General features: G+C 64.7%; 20 protein-coding genes. 12 read left to right on the top strand and 8 right to left on the bottom strand.

All coding sequences use genetic code 11. The features are described 5' to 3' along the window. Positions 1 to 11 precede the first annotated feature (11 nt). The 6 genes from H597_RS0100730 to H597_RS0100705 all read left to right on the top strand — a co-directional run bounded on the left by H597_RS0100730 (position 12) and on the right by H597_RS0100705 (position 4,428). Positions 12 to 317: an integration host factor subunit beta gene (locus H597_RS0100730; protein ID WP_028100433.1), complete on the top strand. Its 306-nt coding sequence runs from the start codon at positions 12 to 14 to the stop codon at positions 315 to 317. Between the two features lie 130 nt (positions 318 to 447). Further along, entirely contained in the window at positions 448 to 753 is a 306-nt protein-coding gene (locus H597_RS0100725; protein ID WP_028100432.1) for a LapA family protein, read from the top strand. Positions 754 to 760: 7 nt separating this feature from the next. Continuing rightward, positions 761 to 1,936 carry a lipopolysaccharide assembly protein LapB gene (lapB, locus tag H597_RS0100720; protein ID WP_028100431.1) on the top strand — a complete coding sequence of 392 codons (1,176 nt, stop codon included), beginning with the start codon at positions 761 to 763 and terminating at the stop codon, positions 1,934 to 1,936. A gap of 1 nt (position 1,937) precedes the next feature. Then, positions 1,938 to 2,867 carry a D-glycero-beta-D-manno-heptose-7-phosphate kinase gene (rfaE1, locus tag H597_RS29240; RefSeq protein WP_051293426.1) on the top strand — a complete coding sequence of 310 codons (930 nt, stop codon included), beginning with the start codon at positions 1,938 to 1,940 and terminating at the stop codon, positions 2,865 to 2,867. A 185-nt stretch (positions 2,868 to 3,052) separates the two neighbouring features. Continuing rightward, on the top strand, positions 3,053 to 4,021 hold the full coding sequence (locus H597_RS0100710; protein ID WP_028100430.1) for an OmpA family protein: 969 nt from the start codon (positions 3,053 to 3,055) through the stop codon (positions 4,019 to 4,021). A gap of 98 nt (positions 4,022 to 4,119) precedes the next feature. Then, on the top strand, positions 4,120 to 4,428 hold the full coding sequence (locus tag H597_RS0100705) for a ComEA family DNA-binding protein (protein ID WP_028100429.1): 309 nt from the start codon (positions 4,120 to 4,122) through the stop codon (positions 4,426 to 4,428). A gap of 52 nt (positions 4,429 to 4,480) precedes the next feature. On the opposite strand, the gene H597_RS0100700 is transcribed toward H597_RS0100705, so the two are convergent. Further along, complete coding sequence (locus H597_RS0100700; RefSeq protein ID WP_028100428.1) at positions 4,481 to 6,298, bottom strand: M48 family metallopeptidase; 1,818 nt, start codon at positions 6,296 to 6,298, stop codon at positions 4,481 to 4,483. Positions 6,299 to 6,434: 136 nt separating this feature from the next. Here H597_RS0100700 and H597_RS0100695 point away from each other — a divergent pair, with 136 nt between their 5' ends. Continuing rightward, on the top strand, positions 6,435 to 7,802 hold the full coding sequence (locus tag H597_RS0100695) for a M28 family peptidase (protein ID WP_028100427.1): 1,368 nt from the start codon (positions 6,435 to 6,437) through the stop codon (positions 7,800 to 7,802). On the opposite strand, the gene H597_RS0100690 is transcribed toward H597_RS0100695, so the two are convergent. Then, positions 7,799 to 9,511 carry an FAD-dependent oxidoreductase gene (locus H597_RS0100690; protein WP_028100426.1) on the bottom strand — a complete coding sequence of 571 codons (1,713 nt, stop codon included), beginning with the start codon at positions 9,509 to 9,511 and terminating at the stop codon, positions 7,799 to 7,801. The genes H597_RS0100695 and H597_RS0100690 overlap by 4 nt on opposite strands. A gap of 64 nt (positions 9,512 to 9,575) precedes the next feature. On the opposite strand from H597_RS0100690, the gene H597_RS29235 reads away from it, so the two are divergent. Continuing rightward, positions 9,576 to 10,136, top strand: a complete 561-nt coding sequence (locus H597_RS29235; RefSeq protein WP_035372826.1) for a GNAT family N-acetyltransferase — start codon at positions 9,576 to 9,578, stop codon at positions 10,134 to 10,136. Between the two features lie 23 nt (positions 10,137 to 10,159). Continuing rightward, positions 10,160 to 11,062 (top strand): cysteine synthase CysM, encoded by a 903-nt coding sequence (gene cysM, locus H597_RS0100680; RefSeq protein ID WP_028100425.1) that lies wholly within the window; start codon positions 10,160 to 10,162, stop codon positions 11,060 to 11,062. A 54-nt stretch (positions 11,063 to 11,116) separates the two neighbouring features. On the opposite strand, the gene H597_RS0100675 is transcribed toward cysM, so the two are convergent. From H597_RS0100675 to H597_RS0100655, 5 genes are all read right to left on the bottom strand, one after another. Beyond that, positions 11,117 to 11,461 carry a hypothetical protein gene (locus H597_RS0100675; RefSeq protein ID WP_028100424.1) on the bottom strand — a complete coding sequence of 115 codons (345 nt, stop codon included), beginning with the start codon at positions 11,459 to 11,461 and terminating at the stop codon, positions 11,117 to 11,119. 248 nt (positions 11,462 to 11,709) lie between these two features. After that, positions 11,710 to 12,816 (bottom strand): lytic murein transglycosylase B, encoded by a 1,107-nt coding sequence (gene mltB, locus H597_RS0100670; RefSeq protein WP_035372825.1) that lies wholly within the window; start codon positions 12,814 to 12,816, stop codon positions 11,710 to 11,712. Then, positions 12,813 to 14,831, bottom strand: a complete 2,019-nt coding sequence (locus H597_RS0100665; protein ID WP_028100422.1) for a transglutaminase TgpA family protein — start codon at positions 14,829 to 14,831, stop codon at positions 12,813 to 12,815. Before H597_RS0100665 ends, mltB begins: the two co-directional genes overlap by 4 nt. Further along, positions 14,828 to 15,781, bottom strand: coding sequence for a DUF58 domain-containing protein (locus tag H597_RS0100660; RefSeq protein ID WP_229632062.1), 954 nt, complete (start codon positions 15,779 to 15,781; stop codon positions 14,828 to 14,830). The genes H597_RS0100665 and H597_RS0100660 overlap by 4 nt, the downstream gene beginning before the upstream one ends. A gap of 38 nt (positions 15,782 to 15,819) precedes the next feature. Continuing rightward, the gene (locus H597_RS0100655) at positions 15,820 to 16,740 is read right to left on the bottom strand and encodes an AAA family ATPase (protein WP_028100420.1); all 921 of its coding nucleotides are present in this window, start codon (positions 16,738 to 16,740) and stop codon (positions 15,820 to 15,822) included. A gap of 63 nt (positions 16,741 to 16,803) precedes the next feature. On the opposite strand from H597_RS0100655, the gene H597_RS0100650 reads away from it, so the two are divergent. The 3 genes from H597_RS0100650 to ylqF are packed head-to-tail and all read left to right on the top strand — an operon-like array spanning position 16,804 to position 19,319. Further along, complete coding sequence (locus tag H597_RS0100650) at positions 16,804 to 17,730, top strand: histone deacetylase family protein (RefSeq protein WP_028100419.1); 927 nt, start codon at positions 16,804 to 16,806, stop codon at positions 17,728 to 17,730. Position 17,731: 1 nt separating this feature from the next. Further along, a complete protein-coding gene (locus tag H597_RS32965; protein WP_051293425.1) occupies positions 17,732 to 18,334 on the top strand; it encodes an energy transducer TonB in 603 nt (200 codons plus the stop codon). A 37-nt stretch (positions 18,335 to 18,371) separates the two neighbouring features. Next, the gene (gene ylqF, locus H597_RS0100640; RefSeq protein ID WP_083940889.1) at positions 18,372 to 19,319 is read left to right on the top strand and encodes a ribosome biogenesis GTPase YlqF; all 948 of its coding nucleotides are present in this window, start codon (positions 18,372 to 18,374) and stop codon (positions 19,317 to 19,319) included. A 111-nt stretch (positions 19,320 to 19,430) separates the two neighbouring features. Here ylqF and H597_RS0100635 read toward each other — a convergent pair whose 3' ends face one another. Next, positions 19,431 to 20,219 (bottom strand): DODA-type extradiol aromatic ring-opening family dioxygenase, encoded by a 789-nt coding sequence (locus tag H597_RS0100635; RefSeq protein WP_028100417.1) that lies wholly within the window; start codon positions 20,217 to 20,219, stop codon positions 19,431 to 19,433. Positions 20,220 to 20,222 lie beyond the last annotated feature (3 nt).

The following is a 20,222-nucleotide window of genomic DNA, read 5'->3' as shown; positions in this document are numbered from 1 at the left end:
CGGGCACGTAGATGACTAAGTCCGAATTGATCAACCGCCTGGCTGAGCGTTACTCCCAGCTGGTGGCCAAGGATGCGGAGTATGCAGTCAAGACCATCCTCGATGCGATGACCAACGCTTTGGCCGACGGCCAGCGCATCGAGATCCGTGGTTTTGGCAGCTTTGCGCTGAATTCGCGGCCGCCTCGCATTGGACGCAATCCGAAGTCCGGCGACAAAGTGATGGTTCCCGAAAAACGGGTGCCGCACTTCAAGCCTGGCAAGCAGTTGCGCGAGCGGGTCGATGCGATGGTCGGGCAACCGATCATCGAGGATTGAGTCTCTGGCTAGTAGAATGAAGGGGGGCGGGCATTTGCCTGCCCCTTTTTTGTTGTTTAGAACCGGTAAACCAGTGTCTGACCCTGTGGGTCTGACACTGGTTTACCGGTTTTAAAGATAGGAACCAAGAATGAAATTTATTTCCACCGCCTTCGGCGTTGTCCTGTTTGTCCTGTTCTTTGGTTTTGCCCTGAAAAATACGCAGGAAGTCGACCTGCACCTGTTCCTCAATTACGAGCTGCGCGGCCCCCTGGTGCTGATGCTGCTGGCCTTCTTCGTGGCCGGCGCCGTCCTGAGCGTACTCGCGCTGACCCCGACCTTGTTCCGCCAGCGCCGCGAAGCGAACAAACTGAAATCCACGATCCAATCCCTGCAGACCGCGGCCATGCAAGTCAACGAGCGCCCGCTGCCGGATAGCGTCAACACCCAGCACTAAGCAAAATATGGAATTTGAATTCTGGTGGCTGCTGGGCATCCCAGCTTTCTTCACCCTCGGCTGGATTGCCGCGCGCGTCGATATCCGCGCCGTGGTATCCGAATCCCGCACCCTGCCGCGCGGTTATTTCCGCGGCCTGAACCATCTGCTGAACGACCAGCCGGACAAGGCCATCGACGCCTTCATCGAGATCGTCAAGCTCGATCCCGAAACGGCCGACATGCACTTCGCACTGGGCAACCTGTTCCGCCGCCGCGGCGAAACGGAGCGCGCCATCCGCGTGCACCAGAACCTGTTGTCGCGTCCCGACCTGCCGGCCGAACAGCGCGCCCACGCCGAATATGAGCTGGGCCAGGATTACCTGAAAGCGGGCCTGCTGGACCGCGCCGAGGAAACCTACAAGCGCTTGCTGGAAACCTCCTATGCGGTACAAGGCCGCAAGGCGCTGCTGGAGATCTTCCAGCGCGAAAAGGAATGGGAGCGCGCCATCGAAGCCGCCCTGGCGCTGCAGGAAGCCGGCGCCGGCTCGCGCCAGAAAGAGATTTCCCAGTTCTATTGCGAACTGGCGCAGGACGCCCTGGTCCACATGAAGCCGGACGATGCCGAAACCCTGCTGGAGAAAGCCCTGCAGGCCGACCGCAGCAGCGTGCGCGCCACCATCCTGTGCGGCGACGCCTTGCTGGCCAAGGGCGACACCGAAGCCGCGCTGATGATGTGGCGCCGGGTCGAGCAGCAATCCGTGCCGCATACCGCCCTGGTGGCGACGCGCCTGATGGACGGCTACCGCAAGGCGGGCCGCCCGCAGGAAGGCGTCAGCCTGCTGAAGTCCTACCTGGAACAGGCCTCCTCGATCGACCTGCTGGAAGTGGTGTTCAAGGCAGCGATCGAACTGGAAGGCGTGGAAACGGCCAAGCAGGTGGTGATCGACGAATTGCGCCGCACGCCGACCCTGCTCGGCCTGGACAAGCTGCTGGAAGCGCGCATGATGGATGCGCCGGCCGCCGTCCTGTCCGAACTGTCGATGGTGAAGAACCTGGTGCACGGCTACACGCAAAAGCTGGCCCGCTACCAGTGCAGCCACTGCGGCTTCAAGGCGCGCCAGTTCTACTGGCACTGCCCGGGTTGCAGCCGCTGGGACTCCTACCCGCCACGCCGTACCGAAGAACTCAACGTAATGAACTGATATGAGCAAAGCCCCCGCACTCGACAAAGTACGCATCCTGGTCGCCGGCGACGTCATGCTGGACCGCTACTGGTTCGGCGACGTCAGCCGCATCTCGCCGGAAGCCCCGGTTCCCGTCGTGCGCATCGAACGCCGCGAAGCGCGCCTGGGCGGCGCCGCCAACGTGGCGCGCAATGCCGCGGCACTGGGCGCCCATGCCGGCCTGCTGGGCATCGTCGGCGCCGACGAAGCCGGCACGGAAGTGGAGCAGTTGCTGCAAGGCGGCGGCATCCACAGCTACCTGAAGCACGACAACGCCATCTCCACCATCATCAAGCTGCGCGTGATCGGCCGCCAGCAGCAGATGGTGCGCATCGACTTCGAAGAAGCGCCGAGCGACGCGGTGCTGCGCAACAAGCTGGTGCAGTTCAAGACCCTGCTGCCGGATTACGATGTGATCGTCCTGTCCGACTACAACAAGGGCGGCCTGGTGGACGTGGCGGAAATGATCGCCACCGCGCGCGCGGCCGGCAAGGTGGTGATGGTCGACCCGAAAGGCGACGACTTCTCGCCGTACAAAGGCGCCACCGTGCTGACGCCGAACAAGGCGGAATTGAAACGTATCGTCGGCTCCTGGAACAGCGAAGAGCAGTTGATCGCCAAGGCGCAGCACCTGCGCGCCGAACTGGCGCTGGACGCGCTGCTGCTGACGCGCTCGGAAGAAGGCATGACCTTGTTCACGGACGAAGGCATCTTCAACGTCCAGGCCAGCGCACGCGAAGTGTTCGACGTCTCCGGCGCAGGCGACACCGTGATCGCCACCATGGCCGCCATGCTCGGCTCCGGCGCCGGCTGGCAGGACGCGGTGGAAACCGCCAACCGCGCCGGCGGCATCGTGGTCGGCAAGCTGGGCACCGCCACCGTCACGCGCGACGAACTCTTCCCGGGCTAAGCGTAGCAAGGTAAAAGTCGGGGGCAGCTCTGGCAATCGGACATTTCGCTGCGCGTCGCGAAGCGAAAAGCTCCTCGAGAAGCCAGAGCTCCGACTTTTATGGTTAATCCCGCAGGCGATTACCGGCGCGCGTGAAAACCGGTTTTTGATATATTGGCAATCCGTTCAACCCTTAGCCGATTGTCATGCGTACTTACCTTTTCGCTTTCCTGGCCGCTGTTTCGCTGCAAGCCAACGCCGAGCCTAACTTCACCAAAGACATCGCCGGCGGCAGCGACCATCCGCTGGTGCACCGCTACGAAGGTTCCATGCTGTATATGTACGGCGGCGAGAACCTGGGCCAGGCCCGCATCGTCGACATCGACGCCGGCAAGCCCGCGCTGCACAAGGTGGAAGGGAAGGTCGCCAACCGCTTCTACTGGGGGCCGAAGGGCCGCAGCGCCCTGGAGGTCTTCCGCAACTACCAGCAGGCCTTGACCGGCGCCGGCTTCAAGATCCTGTACTCCTGCGAGACCGACCAGTGCGAGAAGGCGAAGGTGCAGAACCTGGTTCAGGAGTTGCCGCGCGAGGCGAACTGGAAATCCTTCGATCCGCACGTTAGCAGCATCTTCAACAGCGCCAACCAGCCGCGTTTCCACTGGGTCACTGCGGCCCGGCCGGGCCCGGGCGGCAATACCTATGTGACGGTTGGGCTGTCCGACCACAGCGACTACCAGCGGGTGCGCCAGTTCGTCCAAATCATCGAGCCGGCCGTGCTGGAGGGCGGCAAGGTGACTGTCGACACCCGCGCCATCCAGGAAGGCTTGCAGCGCGACGGCAAGATTGCCCTGTATGGCGTCACCTTTGACACCAACCAGGCCGTGATCCGCGAGCAGTCCGCCGAGCAACTGGCGCAGATGGCCAAGGCGCTGCAGTCCCAGCCCAAGATGAAAGTCTTCATCGTCGGCCACACCGACGACCAGGGCGAGTTCGAGGCCAATCTGGCGCTGTCGCAAAAGCGCGCCCAGGCCGTGGCCGAAGCGCTGGCCGGCAAGTACGGCATCCCTGCCAACCGCATGACCGCGCGCGGCGTTGCCAACCTGGCGCCGGTGGCGAACAACGCCAGCGATGAGGGCAGGGCGAAGAACCGCCGTGTTGAATTAGTCGTACGCTGATTGATCTGCCTCAAACCCGGCGCTGACCGCGTCAGCCGCAACGCGCGCGCCGCGTTGTGGCTAGACGAGGTCTTCTCGTGTCCACATTGGAGGCAATCATGATCAGGAAATTGCTGCTCGCCGGCGCCACGCTGGTGGCTTGCATGGGCATGGCTTTCGCCCAGGTCGATGTCAACAAGGCCGACCAGGCCGCACTCGATGGCATCAAGGGCATCGGCCCGGCCAAGTCCAAGGCCATCATGGCGGAACGCGCAAAAGGGGAGTTCAAGGACTGGGCCGACCTGGAACAGCGGGTCAAGGGCATCGGCGAGAAGAATGCCGCCAAGCTGTCGGAGGCGGGACTGACGGTGAACGGCAAGACCCTGGACGGCGGCGCGGCGCAGCACAAGGAGGCCAAGCATAAGTAGGACCGCTGGTGAGCGAGTCGCACCGTGGGGAACGCCACGGTGCGACTCGCGTTCAGCCCTGGCGTGCCACTTCGTGCCGCTGTTTATACATTCCCAGCGCCTGCTTCAACTGCTCGCGCATTGGCTTGATACCGGGCAGCTTTACCTTTTTCGACGAGGATTTTCCGCTGCTCGGGTCGACTATCGTCAAGGTCAGCACATCGCCTCCGTAGCCATCCTCGTAGTTCATGTTTTTGATCAGGTCCCAGCCGATGGCCATCTGACCCGCCGTCACTGTCACGCCGTCATAGGCGACGGCAATCGAGCCGAAATCGCGCGGCGGGAAGTGTTTCAGCACCAGCGCCCGTTCTTCTTCGGAGGCCGGCAGGTAGCGATATGCCAGGTCGAGTTCATGCACGCTGGCGAAGCGCGCTTCGTAGGCATCCCACAGGCGCCCTTCGATCTGCGCCGCAGTCAGGATCTCGCTGTGCCAACTGTTCGCTACCTGGGTTGCAACCACGGCGCCAAACAGCTTGGCCGGGATCGGACTGCTGACGTTTGCCATGCGTTCGCTGAGCTTCGGGTGTGAATCGAAGGGATGCGGTACGCTCGCGTCCTGCATCGCATCCTGGAACTGTTCGGACCAGGCGAACGGCTTGAGACCCTGGGCCACGTAGGCAGCAATGCCGATGGCGCCATCATGGCGCACGGCATGCTGAAACAATTCCCGTTCGATGTGGCCGCGATAGTTGCCGTATGCGGAGATCTTGATCAGCGCCGAAATCAACGGGCGACCCGAGACCGCCGCCGCCGCCGCGCGGTCGGCGATGAACTCGCGCTCGCGGCTTTCGCGCATCAGTCCCAATTCAAGCGCAGTACGGTACAGCGCCAAAGGATAGTAGGCGACCAGCGTCAGGAAATTGCCGCGCATGGCGCCCAGGTAATTGTCGAATTGCGACAGCGTGGGCCCGAGCTTGGCGCTGCTGGCCGTATCGCCGCCGCTGAAGTGCGCCAGTTCGTGCGCCAGCACGGCATTGGCTTCGCGCTGGTCCAGTATGCGCAGCAGCGGCAGGCTGACGAACAAGGTACGGCCAGCAACGCTCTCGCTCCCCAGAGCAATGTCGCTTTCCGTGACAAAGAAATTGGTGTCGATGCCGCCGATGATATTGGCCGGCGCTGTGGTGCCCAGCATTCCCGCCAGTGCGCGCACTCGTTGCCAAAGGGCGGGTGCGTCTTTTTCGCCCACCAGTTCGCCCTCCACTTCGAACTTCCATTTGGCGCGCGCGAAAATCTGTACAACGGCGACCAGTGCGGCGCAGGCGGCGGCAATACCGGCGATGGCCACCAGCTTGATCGAATACATATGGAAGTACCATGCCGTCAGCCAGAACGATAGCCAGGCCAGCATGGCATTTTGCAGCACCACTTCGACGGAGCCGGCCCAGGATAGCAAGCGCCAGCCAAGCAGGAGGCTGCGGTACTGGGCGTCGCGGCCGCGCTGGGCGGCCAGGCAAAGCAGGGCGATCATGGCCGACAAGGCGAGTCCGCCCAGTAGCATGGCTTGCGAAATCGTATGCGCCCAGTAGAACTGCCAATGATTACCCCAAGGCTCGCAGGCGCGGGCACGGTATTTCGCCATTTCCGGGTTGTTGTTGCCGCAAATGGTGGAGGGCGGGTTGGCGCGGAAATTCGCCATGATCTGCTCGCGGGCAGCCGGCGTTTCATTACTCTTGCTCAGGTCTTGCGCGAGCTCTTGCATGAATTCACTGTCCCAGGTTTTCAGCACGTGCCCGCTGAAAACCAGCGTGATCCCCGGCATGAGCGCCAAGGCCAGCACGGCGTACAGCGCAAGCCGGAGCAAATCCGACTTCAGCGTTTTCAATGACGACATGTTATATCCTGTTGCAAAAAACTCAAGTATCGCATTCCGGGGCCTGATGTGCCAATCCAATTCAGGCGGTTTGCCAAGCAGGTCGGCCGGGATTAAGATCGAGCGGCCGCTCCAACATCAATGGGGACACTCCCTCATGGCTGACAATAAGTATGCTCGCATGCTGGCCGCCGGGCTGGCGCTGGCTGCCGCCTCCGGCATCGCACGCGCCGCAGCGCCGGATGTGGAACGCCGCCAGCCGCAAGTTGAAAAGATCGTCGCCGACATCTCGCCGCAACGCATCGAAGCCGCGGTGCGCAAGCTGGTCGGATTCAGGACGCGCCACAGCATGTCGGAGACGGAATCCGACACCATCGGCATCGGCGCTGCGCGGCGCTGGATCAAGTCGGAACTTGAGCGCTGCGGCAGCGGCAAGCTGCATTTGAGTTTCGATAGCCATATCGCGCCCGTCTCGGCCCGCATCAGCCACCCGACCGAAATTGTGAACGTGGTCGCCATGCTTCCCGGCGCGCAAGCCGAATCCAGGGAGCGGCTCTACGTGGTGAGTGGACACTATGACTCGCGCAATAGCGATGTGATGGATGCCAGCGGCGCCGCGCCGGGCGCCGATGACGACGCTTCCGGCGTTGCGGCGGTCATGGAAATGGCCTGCGTCATGGCCAGGTACAAATTCGACGCCACCCTGGTCTTCATGGCGGTCGCCGGAGAAGAGCAGGGCCTGCTGGGCGCGCGCCACTACGCCGTACAGGCGAAGCAGCAGGGCCTGAATATCGCCGGCATGTTCACCAATGACATCATCGGCAGCGCGCGCGACGAGAATGGCAACCTCAATAACCGGATGGTGCGCTTGTTTGCCGAGGGCCTGCCGCTGGAGAAGGAAACCAGCGAGAGCACGCGCCTATTGCTTTCCACCGGCGGTGAAAACGACTCCTTGTCGCGCCAGCTGGCGCGCCATGTGAAGGAGCAGGGCGAGCGCTATGTGCCCGGCTTCCAGGTGAATGTGGTGCAGCGCCGCGACCGCTATTTGCGCGGCGGCGACCATCTGCCCTTCCTGGAGAATGGCTATGCGGCCCTGCGCTTTACCGAAGCGGCGGAGGACTTCAGCCACCAGCATCAGAACCTGCGCAGCGAAGGCGGCAAGGTGTACGGCGACCTGCCCGAATTTAACGACTACGACTACATCGCCCAGGTGGCGCGCGTGAATGCGGCCGCGCTGGCGACCTTGGCTAATGCGCCGGCCGCGCCTAGCAGGGTGCAGCTGCGCACCGCGGAGCTGGAAAACGGCTCCAGCGTTCTCTGGCAGCCCAACAGGGAGCCGGATATCGCCGGCTACCGGATTGTGTGGCGGGAGACCAGCGCCGCGGACTGGCAGGGCAGCCTGTTCGTCGGCAATGTGACGGACGCCAAAATCAGCCTGTCCAAGGACAACGTCTGCTTCGGCATCCAGGCGGTCGACAAGGACGGCAACGTCAGCCCTGGCACCTACCCGGCGCCGCTGCGTTAGCTGATTTGTTCCGCCGGCAGGTTGGCCAGGAAGGCGTGGATCTGCGATACCACCGCCGCGCCTTCGCCGACGCCCGCCGCCACGCGCTTGGTCGAGCCGGAACGCACATCGCCGATGGCGAAGACGCCCGGCACGCTGGTTTCCAGCGGCGCGCGCTGGGGCGCGTCGGCCAGCGTCATTTTGGCGCGGCACTGGTCCTTGACGGCGTCGAAACCGGTGCGGATGAAGCCTTGCGCGTCGACTTCCACGCCGCAGTCGGCCAGCCAAGCCGTGTTCGGGTCGGCGCCGATGAACAGGAATAGGCGGCAGACGTCGCAGCTGTCGATGGCGCCGGTATCCTTGCAGCGGAAGGTGACCTTGGACAGGCCGTCGTCATTGCCTTCCAGCGCCACGATCTCGGTGTGGGTGTGCAGTTCGATATTCGGCGTCGCCTTGATGCGCTCGATCAGGTAGGTCGACATGGTCGCCTTCAGGCCGTCGCCGCGGATCACCATATGCACTTTGGATGCATGCGCCGACAGGAACACCGCCGCCTGGCCGGCCGAGTTGCCGCCGCCGACCAGCACCACCTCTTCCGACTTGCACAGCTTGGCCTCGATCGGCGACGCCCAGAAATAGATGCCGCGGCCTTCGAATTCGCTGATGTTGTCGAGGGCCGGGCGCTTGTAGCGCGCGCCGCTGGCCAGCACCACGGTCTTGGCGCGCACCACCTGGCCGCCGGCGATTTCCACGCGCAGCGGCCAGCTGTCGCACAGCAGGCGCGTGGCCGGGGCGGGAATCGCCACTTCAACGCCGAACTTCTGCGCCTGCACGAAGGCGCGCCCCGCCAGCGCGCCGCCCGAGATGCCGGTCGGGAAGCCAAGGTAGTTTTCGATCCTGGCGCTGGCCGCGGCCTGGCCGCCGAAGGCGCGCTGTTCCAGTGCCAACACGGACAAGCCTTCCGAGCCGGCGTACACCGACGTCGCCAGGCCGGCCGGCCCGGCGCCGACCACCACCACATCCCACAGCTTTTCCGTGTCGATGTCGGGCAGCAGGCCGATGCAGTAGCCCACTTCGGCGTTGCTCGGGTTCTTCTTCACCACGCCGTCCGGACACACCACCAACGGCCAGTCCTCGGGCCCGGGCGCATAGTATTCGCACAGTGCGCGCGCCTGTTCGTCTTGTTTCGGATCGAGGATGCTGTAAGGGTAGCCGTTGCTGCTCAGGAAAGAGCGCAGGTGGAACAAGGCCGCGTTGCCGGGCGGGGATACCAGCACCAGGCCGCCGCCTTCGGATTCCAGCAGGCCGACGCGGCGCAGGATCAGGGCGCGCACGATGCGCTCGCCCAGTTCCGCCTCGGCGATCACCAGCGCGCGCAGGTTTTCCGGCGAGACTTCCAGTACTTCGACATCGTCCTTGGCGCTGGCGTTGACCAGGGATGGGCGGCCCGACAGCTGCGATACCTCGGCGGTGAACTCGCCGGGCCCGTGCTCGGCCAGCAGTTCGGAATTGCCAAGGCCATCGTATTTGCAGATGGTCACCGTGCCTTTTAGCGTAACGAGCATGCCGAAGCAGGTGTGGCCCGCTTCCAGGATGCGCACGCCGCGCGCATACTGGCGCACGGTGCCGAAACGGTGCAGGCGCTTGATTTCCTGCTCGGTCAGCACCGGATTGAATTGGTGCCTGCGGCTCTCCAGCGAATGCTTGGAGATGATCTGGGTCTCGCTCATGGTGTGTTGTCTCCTGTAATGCCGTGTAGTTTAATGCAATTGCTCGCCCCTGCTATCATTTGTCATGACCTTTACCATCCGGCCGCTGCGCGCTGAAGAACTGGCCGCCTTCTTCGATTATCTGAACGACCACCTGCGCGACAACGGGCGCGGCGGCACCCCCTTGTTCCAGCCGATGTCGCGCAGCAGCGCCGGCTTCCCGCCCGAGAAGGTGAACGGCTTCAGCACCGGCCTGCACGCCGGCTTTGGCCAGCAGGGCTGGCGCCGCGTCTGGGTGGCGCTGACGGGCGAACAGATCATCGGCCATATCGACCTGCGTTCGCGCCCGGACCCGGCTTCGCGCCACCGCTGCCTGCTGGGCATGGGCGTACACCGCGATGCGCGGCGCGGCGGCCTGGGGAGCGCCTTGGTCGGCACGGCATCGGCCTGGGCGCGCGAACAGGGCCTCGAATGGCTGGACCTGGAAGTCCTGGAAGGCAATGCGCCGGCGCGCAGCCTTTACCACAAATGCGGCTTCGTGCAGACCGGGATGATTCCCGACCTGTTCCGGATCGACGGCGAGCGGCTGGGCTATGTCTTCATGTCGCTGCAGCTGGCCGCCGGAGCGGATAGAATGGACGTTTGACAGAACCAACCGAAGCAGGAAACATGGGATACAAGACAATCGCCGATACCATCGGTAATACGCCGCTGGTGCAGCTGGTGCGCATCCCCGGCGCCGAAGCGGCCGCGCGCGGCAATATCATCCTGGGCAAGCTGGAAGGCGACAATCCGGCCGGTTCGGTCAAGGACCGCGCCGCCATGTCGATGCTGCGCCGGGCCGAGGAGCGCGGCCAGATCAAACCGGGCGACACCCTGATCGAGGCCACCAGCGGCAACACCGGCATCGCGCTGGCCATGGCGGCGGCGATCCGCGGCTACAAGATGGTGCTGCTGATGCCGGAAAACCTGAGCGAAGAGCGGCGCCAGAGCATGGCCGCCTACGGCGCCAACATCATCCTGACGCCGAAAACCGGCGGCATGGAATACGCCCGCGACCTGGCCGAGCAGATGCAAAAGGACGGCAAGGGCCTGATCCTCGACCAGTTCGCCAACGGCGACAATCCGCGCGCCCATTACGAGGGCACGGGCCCGGAAATCTGGCGCGATACGGAAGGCCGCGTCACCCATTTCGTTTCCGCCATGGGCACCACCGGCACCATCATGGGCGTGTCGCAATTCCTGAAGGAGCAGAACGAGCATATCCGCATCATCGGCGCCCAGCCGGAAGAGGGTTCGTCGATCCCGGGCATCCGCAAATGGCCGGAAGCCTACTTGCCGAAAATTTACGACAAGGCGCGTGTCGACCAGGTGGAATACGTGTCGCAGGCCGCGGCCGAGCGCATGGCGCGCCGCCTCGCTGCCGAGGAAGGCATCTTCTGCGGGATTTCGGCCGCGGGGGCCTGTGAAATTGCGCTGCGCATTTCGCAGCAAGTGGAAAACGCGACGATCGTGTTCATCGTCTGCGATCGCGGCGACCGCTATCTCTCGACCGGGGTGTTCCCGGCATAAAGCGCGATACCGCCCACCCTCCCCGGGCGGGGAGGGTGACAACAGGGGCCGCGATCAGCCCTTGCTGTCGGACGAGCCGCCGATGCCTTCTTTCGGCTTGAACTGCTTGTCGCTGATGCGGAACTTGTTGCGGCGGTCGCCCATCAGGTAGCGCAGGTCACGGATGCTCAGGTCGGAAACCTCGTGCATGCGGATCAGCAGCGATGCGCCAACCGGCAAGCGGTGGTGGCGGATCTTGGAGATCACCGGCGGCGCCACTTCCAGCGCGCGCGACAGCGCCGCGTCATTCTTCAGGCGCAGGTTTTCGATCAGGGTGTCGAGCAGGCGGTTCGGGTTGTACTGCAGCAGATCATCGCCTTCCGACTCGTTGTTCATATCAGTACCGACTTGGTTGGTCATGTCTTCTGTTCCTTCTCTAAAGTTGTCCTGCTAACGACCTTGAATCCTGAAACGGATTCCTGTTTAACAAGTTTCATAATATATACACAATTGTACAACAGTACGGTCAGCAGTACTTGCGTGCAACAAAAAATAGTATATTGCTCTCGAAAACGCGTTGTCCTACCGCAACATTCTGAGAGAATTCTACCTGAATTTTTGTGTTACGGTAATTCTGCACCCTTGCTTATCACACAAGTTACACGATGTTACATAGTTTCTTTCATTGAAAGCTTGATGGCTTTCCCCAGTTCGACCACCGACATGGCATAGAAATAACTCCTGTTGTATTTAGTGATCGAAAAGAAATTGTTGCTGCCGACCCAGTATTCGGTCGCTTCCGAGCCGTTCTGCAAATCCACCAGGCCGTACATTCCCGGCGGCAAATCCGTGGCCGGGTGCACGCCGGCCGCCAGCAGCTCTTCGCCGCGATACTTGGGATCCAGGCCGCCGTTCAGGTATTTTTCCCAGGCACGTTCGGGCGACATGGTGGCCGGGTAGGCCAGCGGCGCCGGATCGTCACGTTTCCAGCCGTGCGCCACCAGGAAGTTGGCGACGCTGCCGATCGCGTCGGACGGCGAATTGCGCAAATCCACCTTGCCGTCGTTGTCGAAGTCCACGCCCAGCGTGTAGATATTGCCCGGCATGAATTGCGGCAGGCCGACCGCGCCGGCATACGATCCGGTCAGCGCCAGCGGATCGAGCCCGGCCTGGCGCGACGAGACAATGGCCGCTTCCAGCTCACTGCGGAAGAAGGCCATACGCACTTCGCGGTTCGGCGTCGGCGGGTAGGAGAAGGCCAGGGTGGCCAGCACGTCGAGCACGCGGAACTTGCCCATGTCGCGGCCATACAGGGTTTCCACGCCGATGATGCCGACGATGATCTCGGCCGGCACGCCATACAGGGCTTCGGCGCGCGCCAGGGCATCGCGGTTGGCGTTCCAGAAATCGATGCCGGCGCGGATGCGTTTCGGTTCGATGAAACGGGCACTGTAGGCTTGCCAGTTTTTCGGCTTGCCTGGCGGCGCCGGCTTGACCAGCTGGACCGCGGCATCGATATAGCGCAGTTCGAGGAACAGCTTTTCCGACTCGGCGAGCGGGATGCCATGCTTCTGTTCCAGGTCGCCCATGAATTGCTGGACGTCCTTCCATTGGCCGAAGTTGACGAACTCGCCGCTGTAATCGATGGCGGGCTTTTTCGGCGCCTTGGCGCTCTTGGCCGGCGCGTGCGCGGCCGCGTTGGCGGCCGGGGCCGCAGCCAGGCCGAGGCAGGCCATGGCCAGCAGGGTAGTGGGGAATTGCTTTAAAAATGTCATCGGGATTGCTTCAGTAATCTATGCAGCCGTGTCAGTGGCTGCGCCTCGTTTTGTGCCGGCGGCGCACCATATTTAAGGGCGCCGTACAGCTCCAGGAATGCCGTCATGGCCGCCAGTTTCTCGCGCGGCAGCTTCAGTTGCCGCACGCGCAGCGCCAGGCTGAGCGGACCTTCGTCCGGCGCCCTGGCGATGCCGTAGCGCGCCAGCAGGCGGCAGAAGGCGAGATAGGCCGCATCAACGGGGTCGCGCCTGCGCCAGGCCCGCCGGTATTTCGCCAGCATGATCAGGCCGGCGAACAAGGCCAGTCCGGCCAGCAGGCGCCAGTCCCCCAGAGCGGCAACTAGTTCCCTGAGGAAATTTTCCTGCCTGTTTGGATTGTAGTCGAGGATCCATTGATTCCAAGCATTATTTACTGCGCTTAAGTTGAAACGCAGTTGCGCCAGCCAGGATGCCTGGTCGCGCGACAGCTCGACCAAGCCTTGCAATCCGAAAGGCGCATCTTGCGGCAAGGCCTGCGCCAGGCTGGTGCGGATGCGTTCCGGCGCCACGGCGGCGGTCGGGTCGACGCGCACCCAGCCCCGTTGCGGGCCGAGCCAGACTTCGCTCCAGGCGTGGGCATCGGACTGGCGCACGGTGTAGTAGCCGTCGACCGGATTGAGTTCCCCGCCCTGGTAGCCGTTCACCACGCGCGCCGGCAGCCCGGCCGCGCGCATGACGTAGACGAAGGCGCCGGAGAAATGTTCGCAGAAGCCCTTGCGCGTCTGGAACAGGAATTCGTCGACCGCATCGCGCCCGAGCCGGTCTGGCTCCAGCGTGTATTCGAAACCCTGGCGGAAGTTATCCAGCACGGCGGCGATGGCGGCGTCGTCGCCGCGTTCGGCGCGCAGCGCCTGGATGCCGGCTGCGTAGCGCAGGGTGCGCGGGTTGAAGCCCTGCGGCAGCTGCAGCCAGCGTTCCAGCGTCGCCGGGGACAGGGCGGTCTGTGCGGCATAGGCGGGATGCGCCACGGCTTCGTAGCGCATGCGCTTGTCGCTGTTGGCGTGGGCCAGCTGTTCCAGTTCGTCGGTGTACGCCGGGCTGGCGTCTTCCAGCGCCGTCAGCGGTTCGCTCAGCTCCAGCATGAACAGGAACTGGCGCCGGCCCGGTTCCAGGGTCACCTCGTAACGGTGGGCGGGGCCGGTCAGGCCCAATTGCCGTCCCAGGCGGTAGACGGCGACAGGCGTCTGCGGCCGGCCGATGCGGCTCCAGGTGCGCCCGTCATAATTGCTCAGCACCGGGCCGCGCCAGTACAGCTGCTGCTGCAGCGGCGCCGGGCCGTCGAACTTGGCGCGGAACGCCACTTCCTCCGACAAGGCCATGCTGGTGATGGAGCCGGGCGACATGGTGTCGGACATGCCGCTCTTGCCGCCGGCATCGCCCGGCAGGCCCCACAGCGGTCCCTGGATGCGGGGGAAGGCGACGAACAGGAACACGCCCAGCGGCGCGGCCACCAGGAACACCCGGCCGGCCAGCTTCAGGCGCGTCGCCAGCGGCGGCACGGCGCCGGTGAACTGGAAGGTGATCTGCGCCGCCAGCAGCACGACGATGGTGGCCACCATCACCAGCGCGGTGCCGATCGACTGCGAGTAGAAGAAATTGGTCAGCAGCAGGAAGAAGGACAGGAAGGTCACCACGAACAGGTCGCGCCGCGCATGCATCTCCAACAGCTTGAAGGTGAGCAGCAGGGCCAGCATGGTGACGCCGGCCTCGCGCCCGAGCAGGGTACGAAAGTTCAGGTAGACGCCGCCCATCGTCAGCAGCGAGACTGGCACCAACAGCCATAGAGGGGGCAGGCGGCTGCCGCGCATGGTGATGGCGGCGCGCCAGAATAGGGTCAGGCAGATGGTGGCCGAGGTCCACAGCGGCAGGTGGTCGAAGTGGGGCGCCAGCACCAGGATGGCCGCCAGCAGCAGCAGCAGGGTGTCGGCCTTGTCGCGCGTCAGCGGCCCGGCCAGTTTGGCGAGCGCGGCGATCATGCCCCCTCCTTGCCGTACAGGGCCAGCGCGCGCAGGCAGGCGGCGCAATGCGCCTCGCCCAGGCCCTGCTCGATCTGCCGGTGGCCCGCGTGGAGGGCGTAGGGCACGGCGCGCCGCTCCGCCTCCAGCACCCAGGCGGTCAGGCGCGACAGCCGCACTTCGATATCGAGCATGGGCGGCAGCGCGTTCAGGTCCAGCAGCAGGTCGGACACGGCGCCACCTTCAAAATGCTTGCTCACCAGGTTGCCGCCGTCGGCCGGGTGCAGGCGCGCGATTTGGCGCCAGGCCAGGTGGCGCATCGGGTCGCCCGGCTGGTAATTGCGGATGCCGGAAAAATTATCCAGGCCCACGGTGCCGTAGCCGTCTTCGCGCGCCGCGCCGCTGGTGGGCAGCGGCGGCGGCGCCACTTCCGGCTGCGGGTAGGCCAACACTTTCAGGTCCGGCCGCCAATAGGCCCAGGCGCCGAACAGGCCAAGCGGGAAGCGGGTGAACAGGCGTACGCGCGGCGCCTCGAGCCAGCCGCGCTCCGTGCTGGGGCGCGACAGCACCAGCGAGGCGCTGCCGCCGGCGGCCACGTCGACCGCCTGGCGCGGTTCGCCCTCGTCCTGGAAGCCGAGCCAGACGGCGTAGCGGTCGCGCGGTGTGCGATTGCGCACGTGCAGTTCGAACTGGGCCTCGTCGCCGGCGAATACCGGGTGGGCACGGCCCGGGGCCAGGTGCAGGAAGGCCAGGTTCTTGGCTGTCATGTACATGTCGACCACGGCGCAGGAACCGGTGAAGAAGGTCAAGACAAAACCCAGGCCCAGGTTGTAGTTGACGGAGCCGATCAGCATGATCAGCAGCAGTCCGACAAAAGCCAGGCCGGGCCGCGTCGGCAGGATGAAAACGCGCCGCATCACCAGCTGCACCTCGCCCGGTTCCTTCTCCTTGAGCTGGAAGATCCAGCCCATCAGCCATCTCCGCGTTGCGGCAAACATCGGCTGGAACCTTATACCGGCACGGATTTTTGCAGCTGCAGCACCAGGTCGCGGCTGGCCAGCGCGGTGCCGTGCGACGACTTGAGCGGACGCAGGCGGTGCGCGCAGACCGGCACCAGCACGGCCTGCACGTCTTCCGGCATGACGTGGTTGCGCCCTTCCATCGCGGCCCAGGCGCGCGCCGCCTGCAGCAGGGCCAGCGCGGCGCGCGGGCTCAGGCCTTCGGCGAAGAAGCCGTTCTGGCGCGAGGCTTGCGCCAGCGCCTGCACATAATCGATCAGGGCCGGCGCGGCGTGGATCTGGCGCAGCGATTGCTGCGCCGCCGCCAGTTCGGCCGGGGTCATGGCGGGCTGCAGGTGCTTCAGCATCTGGCGGCGGTCTTCGCCCATCAGCAGCGCCCGTTCGGCGGCGGCGTCCGGATAGCCCAGCGAAATGCACATCAGGAAGCGGTCCAGCTGCGACTCGGGCAGGGGGAAGGTTCCCACCTGGTGGGTCGGGTTCTGGGTGGCGATGACGAAGAACGGTTCGGGCAGCGGGCGCGTCACGCCGTCGGCCGACACCTGGCGCTCTTCCATCGCCTCCAGCAGGCCGGACTGCGTCTTCGGCGTGGCGCGGTTGATTTCGTCGGCCAGCAGCACTTGCGTGAAAATCGGCCCGGGGTGGAAGGTGAAGGCGCTCAGCTCGCGCTCATAAATCGACACGCCCGCCACATCGGCCGGCAGCAGGTCGCTGGTGAACTGGATGCGGTTGAACTGCAGGCCCAGGGACATGGCCAGGGCGTGCGACAAGGTGGTTTTGCCGACGCCCGGCAAGTCTTCGAGCAGCAAGTGGCCGCCGGCCAGCAGGCAAACCAGGGACTGGCGCACCTGCAGTTCCTTGCCGACGATGACCTGGCCGACCTGGCGTGCTACGGCGTGTAATTTGGTATACATGGTTTGGGTACTCGTCGCGCCGCGTGGTAGATTAGACACACATTCTATGCGAGAACGCGATTCATGAGCACAGCAATTTACAGCCATCCCGACTGCCGCCGCCACGAAATGGGCGACTGGCATCCCGAATGTCCGGCCCGCCTGCAAGCCATTTCCGACCAGTTGATCAATGCCCAGATCGATGGCCTGCTGGAGCACCGCGAAGCGCCCCTGGCTGACGAGTCGTCGATCGCCCGCAACCATAGCGCCAACGCCATCGCCATCGTGCGCGACCACCTGCCGGCCGGCGGCGACTATTACCCGATCGACGGCGATACCTCGCTCAACGCCCACAGCTGGAACGCGGCGCGGCGCGCGGCCGGCGCCGCCCTCGCTGCCACCGATGCCGTGATCGACCGCGAAATCGACAACGCCTTTTGCGCGGTGCGTCCGCCGGGCCACCATGCGCGTCCGACCGAGCCGATGGGCTTCTGCCTGTTCAACAACGTGGCGATCGCCGTCAAGCACGCGCTCGATGTGCGCGGCCTGGAGCGGGTGGCGGTGGTGGACTTCGACGTCCATCACGGCAACGGCACCGAGGAAGCCTTGCTGGACGAGCCGCGCGCGCTGATGGTCAGCTTCTTCCAGCATCCTTTCTATCCTTACTCCGAAGTGCTGCCGGAGACGCCGAACCGCGTCAACGTGCCGGTGCCGGCCGGCTCCAAAGGCGATGTGGTACGCCAGCTGGTGCAGGAAAAATGGCTGCCCGCGCTGCACGCCTTCCAGCCGCAGATGCTCTTCATTTCCGCCGGTTTCGATGCGCACCGCGAGGACGACCTGGGCGGCATGGGCCTGGTCGAAGCCGACTACGCCTGGATGACGCAGCAGGTGATGGCGGTGGCGCGCCAGCATGCGCAGGGCCGCATCGTCAGCTGCCTGGAAGGCGGCTATAACTTGTCGGCACTGGGGCGCAGCGTGGTGGCCCATCTGAAAGCCCTGGCCGAGATCTGACATGCTGTCCCTGCTGCTCGGGCTGGCCGGCGCCAGCGTCTTTCCGTATGCGTCGCTGACCACGCCGGCCAGCTGCACGGCGCCGGAATGGCCGCGCGAGGCGCTGCGCTACGAAGTCGAAGGCAGTACGGCGCTGCAGTTCCAGATCGGTCTGGACGGCGCCGTGCGCAACGCCCAGGTAAAACAGGGCAGCGGCTGGGCCATTCTCGACCAGGCGGCCTTGGCCGGGTTGGCGCGCTGCCGCTTCAAGCCGGGCCTGGCGGCGGCGCGCGAAGGCACCCAGTTCCCGATCCAGTACGCCTGGACGCTGGAAGGCGCGGCGCCCTTGCGCCCCATGCTGCTGCCCGGCAGCTGCGCCGCCTCGCGCCATTTCCTGCGCTACGATAACCTCGACCAGCGGCCCGACGGCCGCGCCGCCATCAAGCTGCGCTTCCTGGTCGATGCGGATGGCAAGGCGCAGCGCATCATGCCGGAAGCCAGCTATTTCGAAGCTGCCGTGTCGCGCGATGCGGTGAGCTGGCTGCAAACTTGTCGTTTCGGCATCTCACCCAAGGCCAGTGGCGCCCGTACCGACACCTCGTTCGGCTGGGTGGTCTTGAGGTAAAATGGCGGATTGTTCATTCGATTCGTAAGGCAAGAGCATGTCTATCCAATGGTTCCCCGGACATATGAACGCCGCCAAGAAAAAGGCGGCGGAACAGATGGCCGACGTCGATGTCGTCATTGAAGTGGTCGACGCGCGCCTGCCTGCGGCCAGCTGCAACCCGCTGGTGGAGGAACTGCGCAAGTTCCGCCAGCGCCCCTGCCTGAAAATCCTGAACAAGATCGACCTGGCCGATCCGGACGCCACCGCGGCGTGGATCCGCCACTTCGAACAGGACAAGACCGTCACCGCCTATGCGATGACGACCAAGAAGCCGTCCGACGTGGCCAAGGTGATCTCCAAGGCGCGTAAGCTGGCGCCGCACCGCAACGAGGCGATCAAGCCGCTGCGCATGATGATCATGGGGATTCCCAACGTCGGCAAGTCGACCCTGATGAACGCGCTGCTCAAGCGCCGCGTGGCCAAGGTGGGCGACGAGCCGGCCGTCACCAAGCAGCAGCAGAAGATCTATCTCGATATGGAGACGGTGCTGATCGATACGCCCGGCCTGCTGTGGCCGAAGATCGAGATGCCGTCCGACGGCATGGCGCTGGCGGCTTCGCACGCGATCGGCGCGAATGCCCTGATCGAGGAGGAGGTGGCGGTGTGGCTGGCGGAGGAACTGCTGAAACGCTATCCGGAGATGCTGAAGGCGCGCTACAAGGCCGACGTGTCGGCCATGGACGGCGTCGCCCTGATCGAGCGCGTGGCGCAGCTGCGCAGCTACCGTCTGAAGGGCGGCGACTGGGACTTTGAAAAGGCGTCGCACATGCTGCTGCTGGACTACCGTAGCGGCGCGCTGGGGCGCATTTCGCTGGAGACGCCGGCAACCCGCGCGCAAGCGCTGGCGATCTATGCCGAGGAAGAGCGGGTCAAGACGGAAGAAGCCGCGCGCAAGGCGGCCGAGAAAGAGGCCGAGCGCATGAAGGGTAAGCGCGGGACGTGACGCGCCGCGAAAACCGGTAAACCGGGGTCAGACCCAAGGGTCTGACCCCTGGCCTGCGGCAGCCGCGTATCAAGTGTCGGACCCCGCGGGTCTGACACTGGTTTACCGGTTTCAGCCCAGCTTGAAACTACTGACCGCCAACGCCCCCATGAAGCGGTCTTCGTGATACACCACCTCCGCCGCCGCATCCTCGGCCGCGCCCACCGCCACCATCAAGGGCAGCAAATGCTCCTCGCGCGGATGCGCCATGCGCGCCGCCGGTGCGCGCTCCCACGCCAGCAAGCGTGAAGTACGTTCAGCCGGCGCCGCCGCCATGGTCTCGCGCAGCCAGGCATCGAACGCCTGCGACGGCTCGGCGCCAGCCGCATTGAACGCACGCAGATTGTGGTAACTGAGCCCGCTGCCGACGATTAACACTCCTTCGTCGCGCAAGGGCCGCAGCAGGCGGCCGGCAGCCAGGTGCTGCGCCGGGTCGAGTCCATGGCGCAGCGACAGCTGCACGATCGGCACATCCGCGTCCGGGAAGGCCGGATACATGGCGCTGAAGGTGCCGTGATCGAGGCCGCGTTCGGGATCGAGGCGGGCGCCCCCGCCCAGCAGCTCGGCCGCGCGCGCCGCCAGCGCAGGCGAACCCGGCGCGGGATATTGGATCTGGTAGGTATGCGGCGGAAAACCGCCGTAGTCGTAGATCATCGGCGGCCTGGCCGAGGAGGACAGCAGGAAGTCGCGTCCCTCCCAATGCGCGGTGACCACCAGCAGGGCGTGCGGCTTGCCGCCGGCCTGGCGTGGCAGATCGCGCAGTGAAGCATCCAGCTGGTCGTAAGCGCCGCCGAACTGCTCGCGCATCCAGGGCCATGGGCCGCCCCCGTGGGACAGGAAAAAGGTGGGCAAAGTCGTCATGCC

Origin of the sequence: Pseudoduganella violaceinigra DSM 15887, from assembly GCF_000425385.1 — a bacterium.
Lineage (GTDB): Bacteria > Pseudomonadota > Gammaproteobacteria > Burkholderiales > Burkholderiaceae_D > Rugamonas > Rugamonas violaceinigra.
The sequence above is the reverse complement of the archived record's forward strand: the minus strand, read 5'-3'. Positions and strand labels throughout refer to the sequence as shown.

Excerpts from the sequence above, each read along its gene's own strand:
- H597_RS0100675 (WP_028100424.1), bottom strand. The coding sequence starts at position 11,461 with ATGACCAACCAAGTCGGTACTGATATGAACAACGAGTCGGAAGGCGAT.
- H597_RS0100700 (WP_028100428.1), bottom strand. The coding sequence starts at position 6,298 with ATGTCGTCATTGAAAACGCTGAAGTCGGATTTGCTCCGGCTTGCGCTG.
- H597_RS0100710 (WP_028100430.1), top strand. The coding sequence starts at position 3,053 with ATGCGTACTTACCTTTTCGCTTTCCTGGCCGCTGTTTCGCTGCAAGCC.
- lapB (WP_028100431.1), top strand. The coding sequence starts at position 761 with ATGGAATTTGAATTCTGGTGGCTGCTGGGCATCCCAGCTTTCTTCACC.
- H597_RS0100665 (WP_028100422.1), bottom strand. The coding sequence starts at position 14,831 with ATGATCGCCGCGCTCGCCAAACTGGCCGGGCCGCTGACGCGCGACAAG.
- H597_RS32965 (WP_051293425.1), top strand. The coding sequence starts at position 17,732 with ATGCTGTCCCTGCTGCTCGGGCTGGCCGGCGCCAGCGTCTTTCCGTAT.
- H597_RS0100690 (WP_028100426.1), bottom strand. The coding sequence starts at position 9,511 with ATGAGCGAGACCCAGATCATCTCCAAGCATTCGCTGGAGAGCCGCAGG.
- H597_RS0100730 (WP_028100433.1), top strand. The coding sequence starts at position 12 with ATGACTAAGTCCGAATTGATCAACCGCCTGGCTGAGCGTTACTCCCAG.
- H597_RS0100635 (WP_028100417.1), bottom strand. The coding sequence starts at position 20,219 with ATGACGACTTTGCCCACCTTTTTCCTGTCCCACGGGGGCGGCCCATGG.
- H597_RS0100650 (WP_028100419.1), top strand. The coding sequence starts at position 16,804 with ATGAGCACAGCAATTTACAGCCATCCCGACTGCCGCCGCCACGAAATG.
- H597_RS29235 (WP_035372826.1), top strand. The coding sequence starts at position 9,576 with ATGACCTTTACCATCCGGCCGCTGCGCGCTGAAGAACTGGCCGCCTTC.
- rfaE1 (WP_051293426.1), top strand. The coding sequence starts at position 1,938 with ATGAGCAAAGCCCCCGCACTCGACAAAGTACGCATCCTGGTCGCCGGC.
- H597_RS0100655 (WP_028100420.1), bottom strand. The coding sequence starts at position 16,740 with ATGTATACCAAATTACACGCCGTAGCACGCCAGGTCGGCCAGGTCATC.
- cysM (WP_028100425.1), top strand. The coding sequence starts at position 10,160 with ATGGGATACAAGACAATCGCCGATACCATCGGTAATACGCCGCTGGTG.
- H597_RS0100705 (WP_028100429.1), top strand. The coding sequence starts at position 4,120 with ATGATCAGGAAATTGCTGCTCGCCGGCGCCACGCTGGTGGCTTGCATG.
- H597_RS0100695 (WP_028100427.1), top strand. The coding sequence starts at position 6,435 with ATGGCTGACAATAAGTATGCTCGCATGCTGGCCGCCGGGCTGGCGCTG.
- H597_RS0100660 (WP_229632062.1), bottom strand. The coding sequence starts at position 15,781 with ATGGGCTGGATCTTCCAGCTCAAGGAGAAGGAACCGGGCGAGGTGCAG.
- H597_RS0100725 (WP_028100432.1), top strand. The coding sequence starts at position 448 with ATGAAATTTATTTCCACCGCCTTCGGCGTTGTCCTGTTTGTCCTGTTC.
- ylqF (WP_083940889.1), top strand. The coding sequence starts at position 18,372 with ATGTCTATCCAATGGTTCCCCGGACATATGAACGCCGCCAAGAAAAAG.
- mltB (WP_035372825.1), bottom strand. The coding sequence starts at position 12,816 with ATGACATTTTTAAAGCAATTCCCCACTACCCTGCTGGCCATGGCCTGC.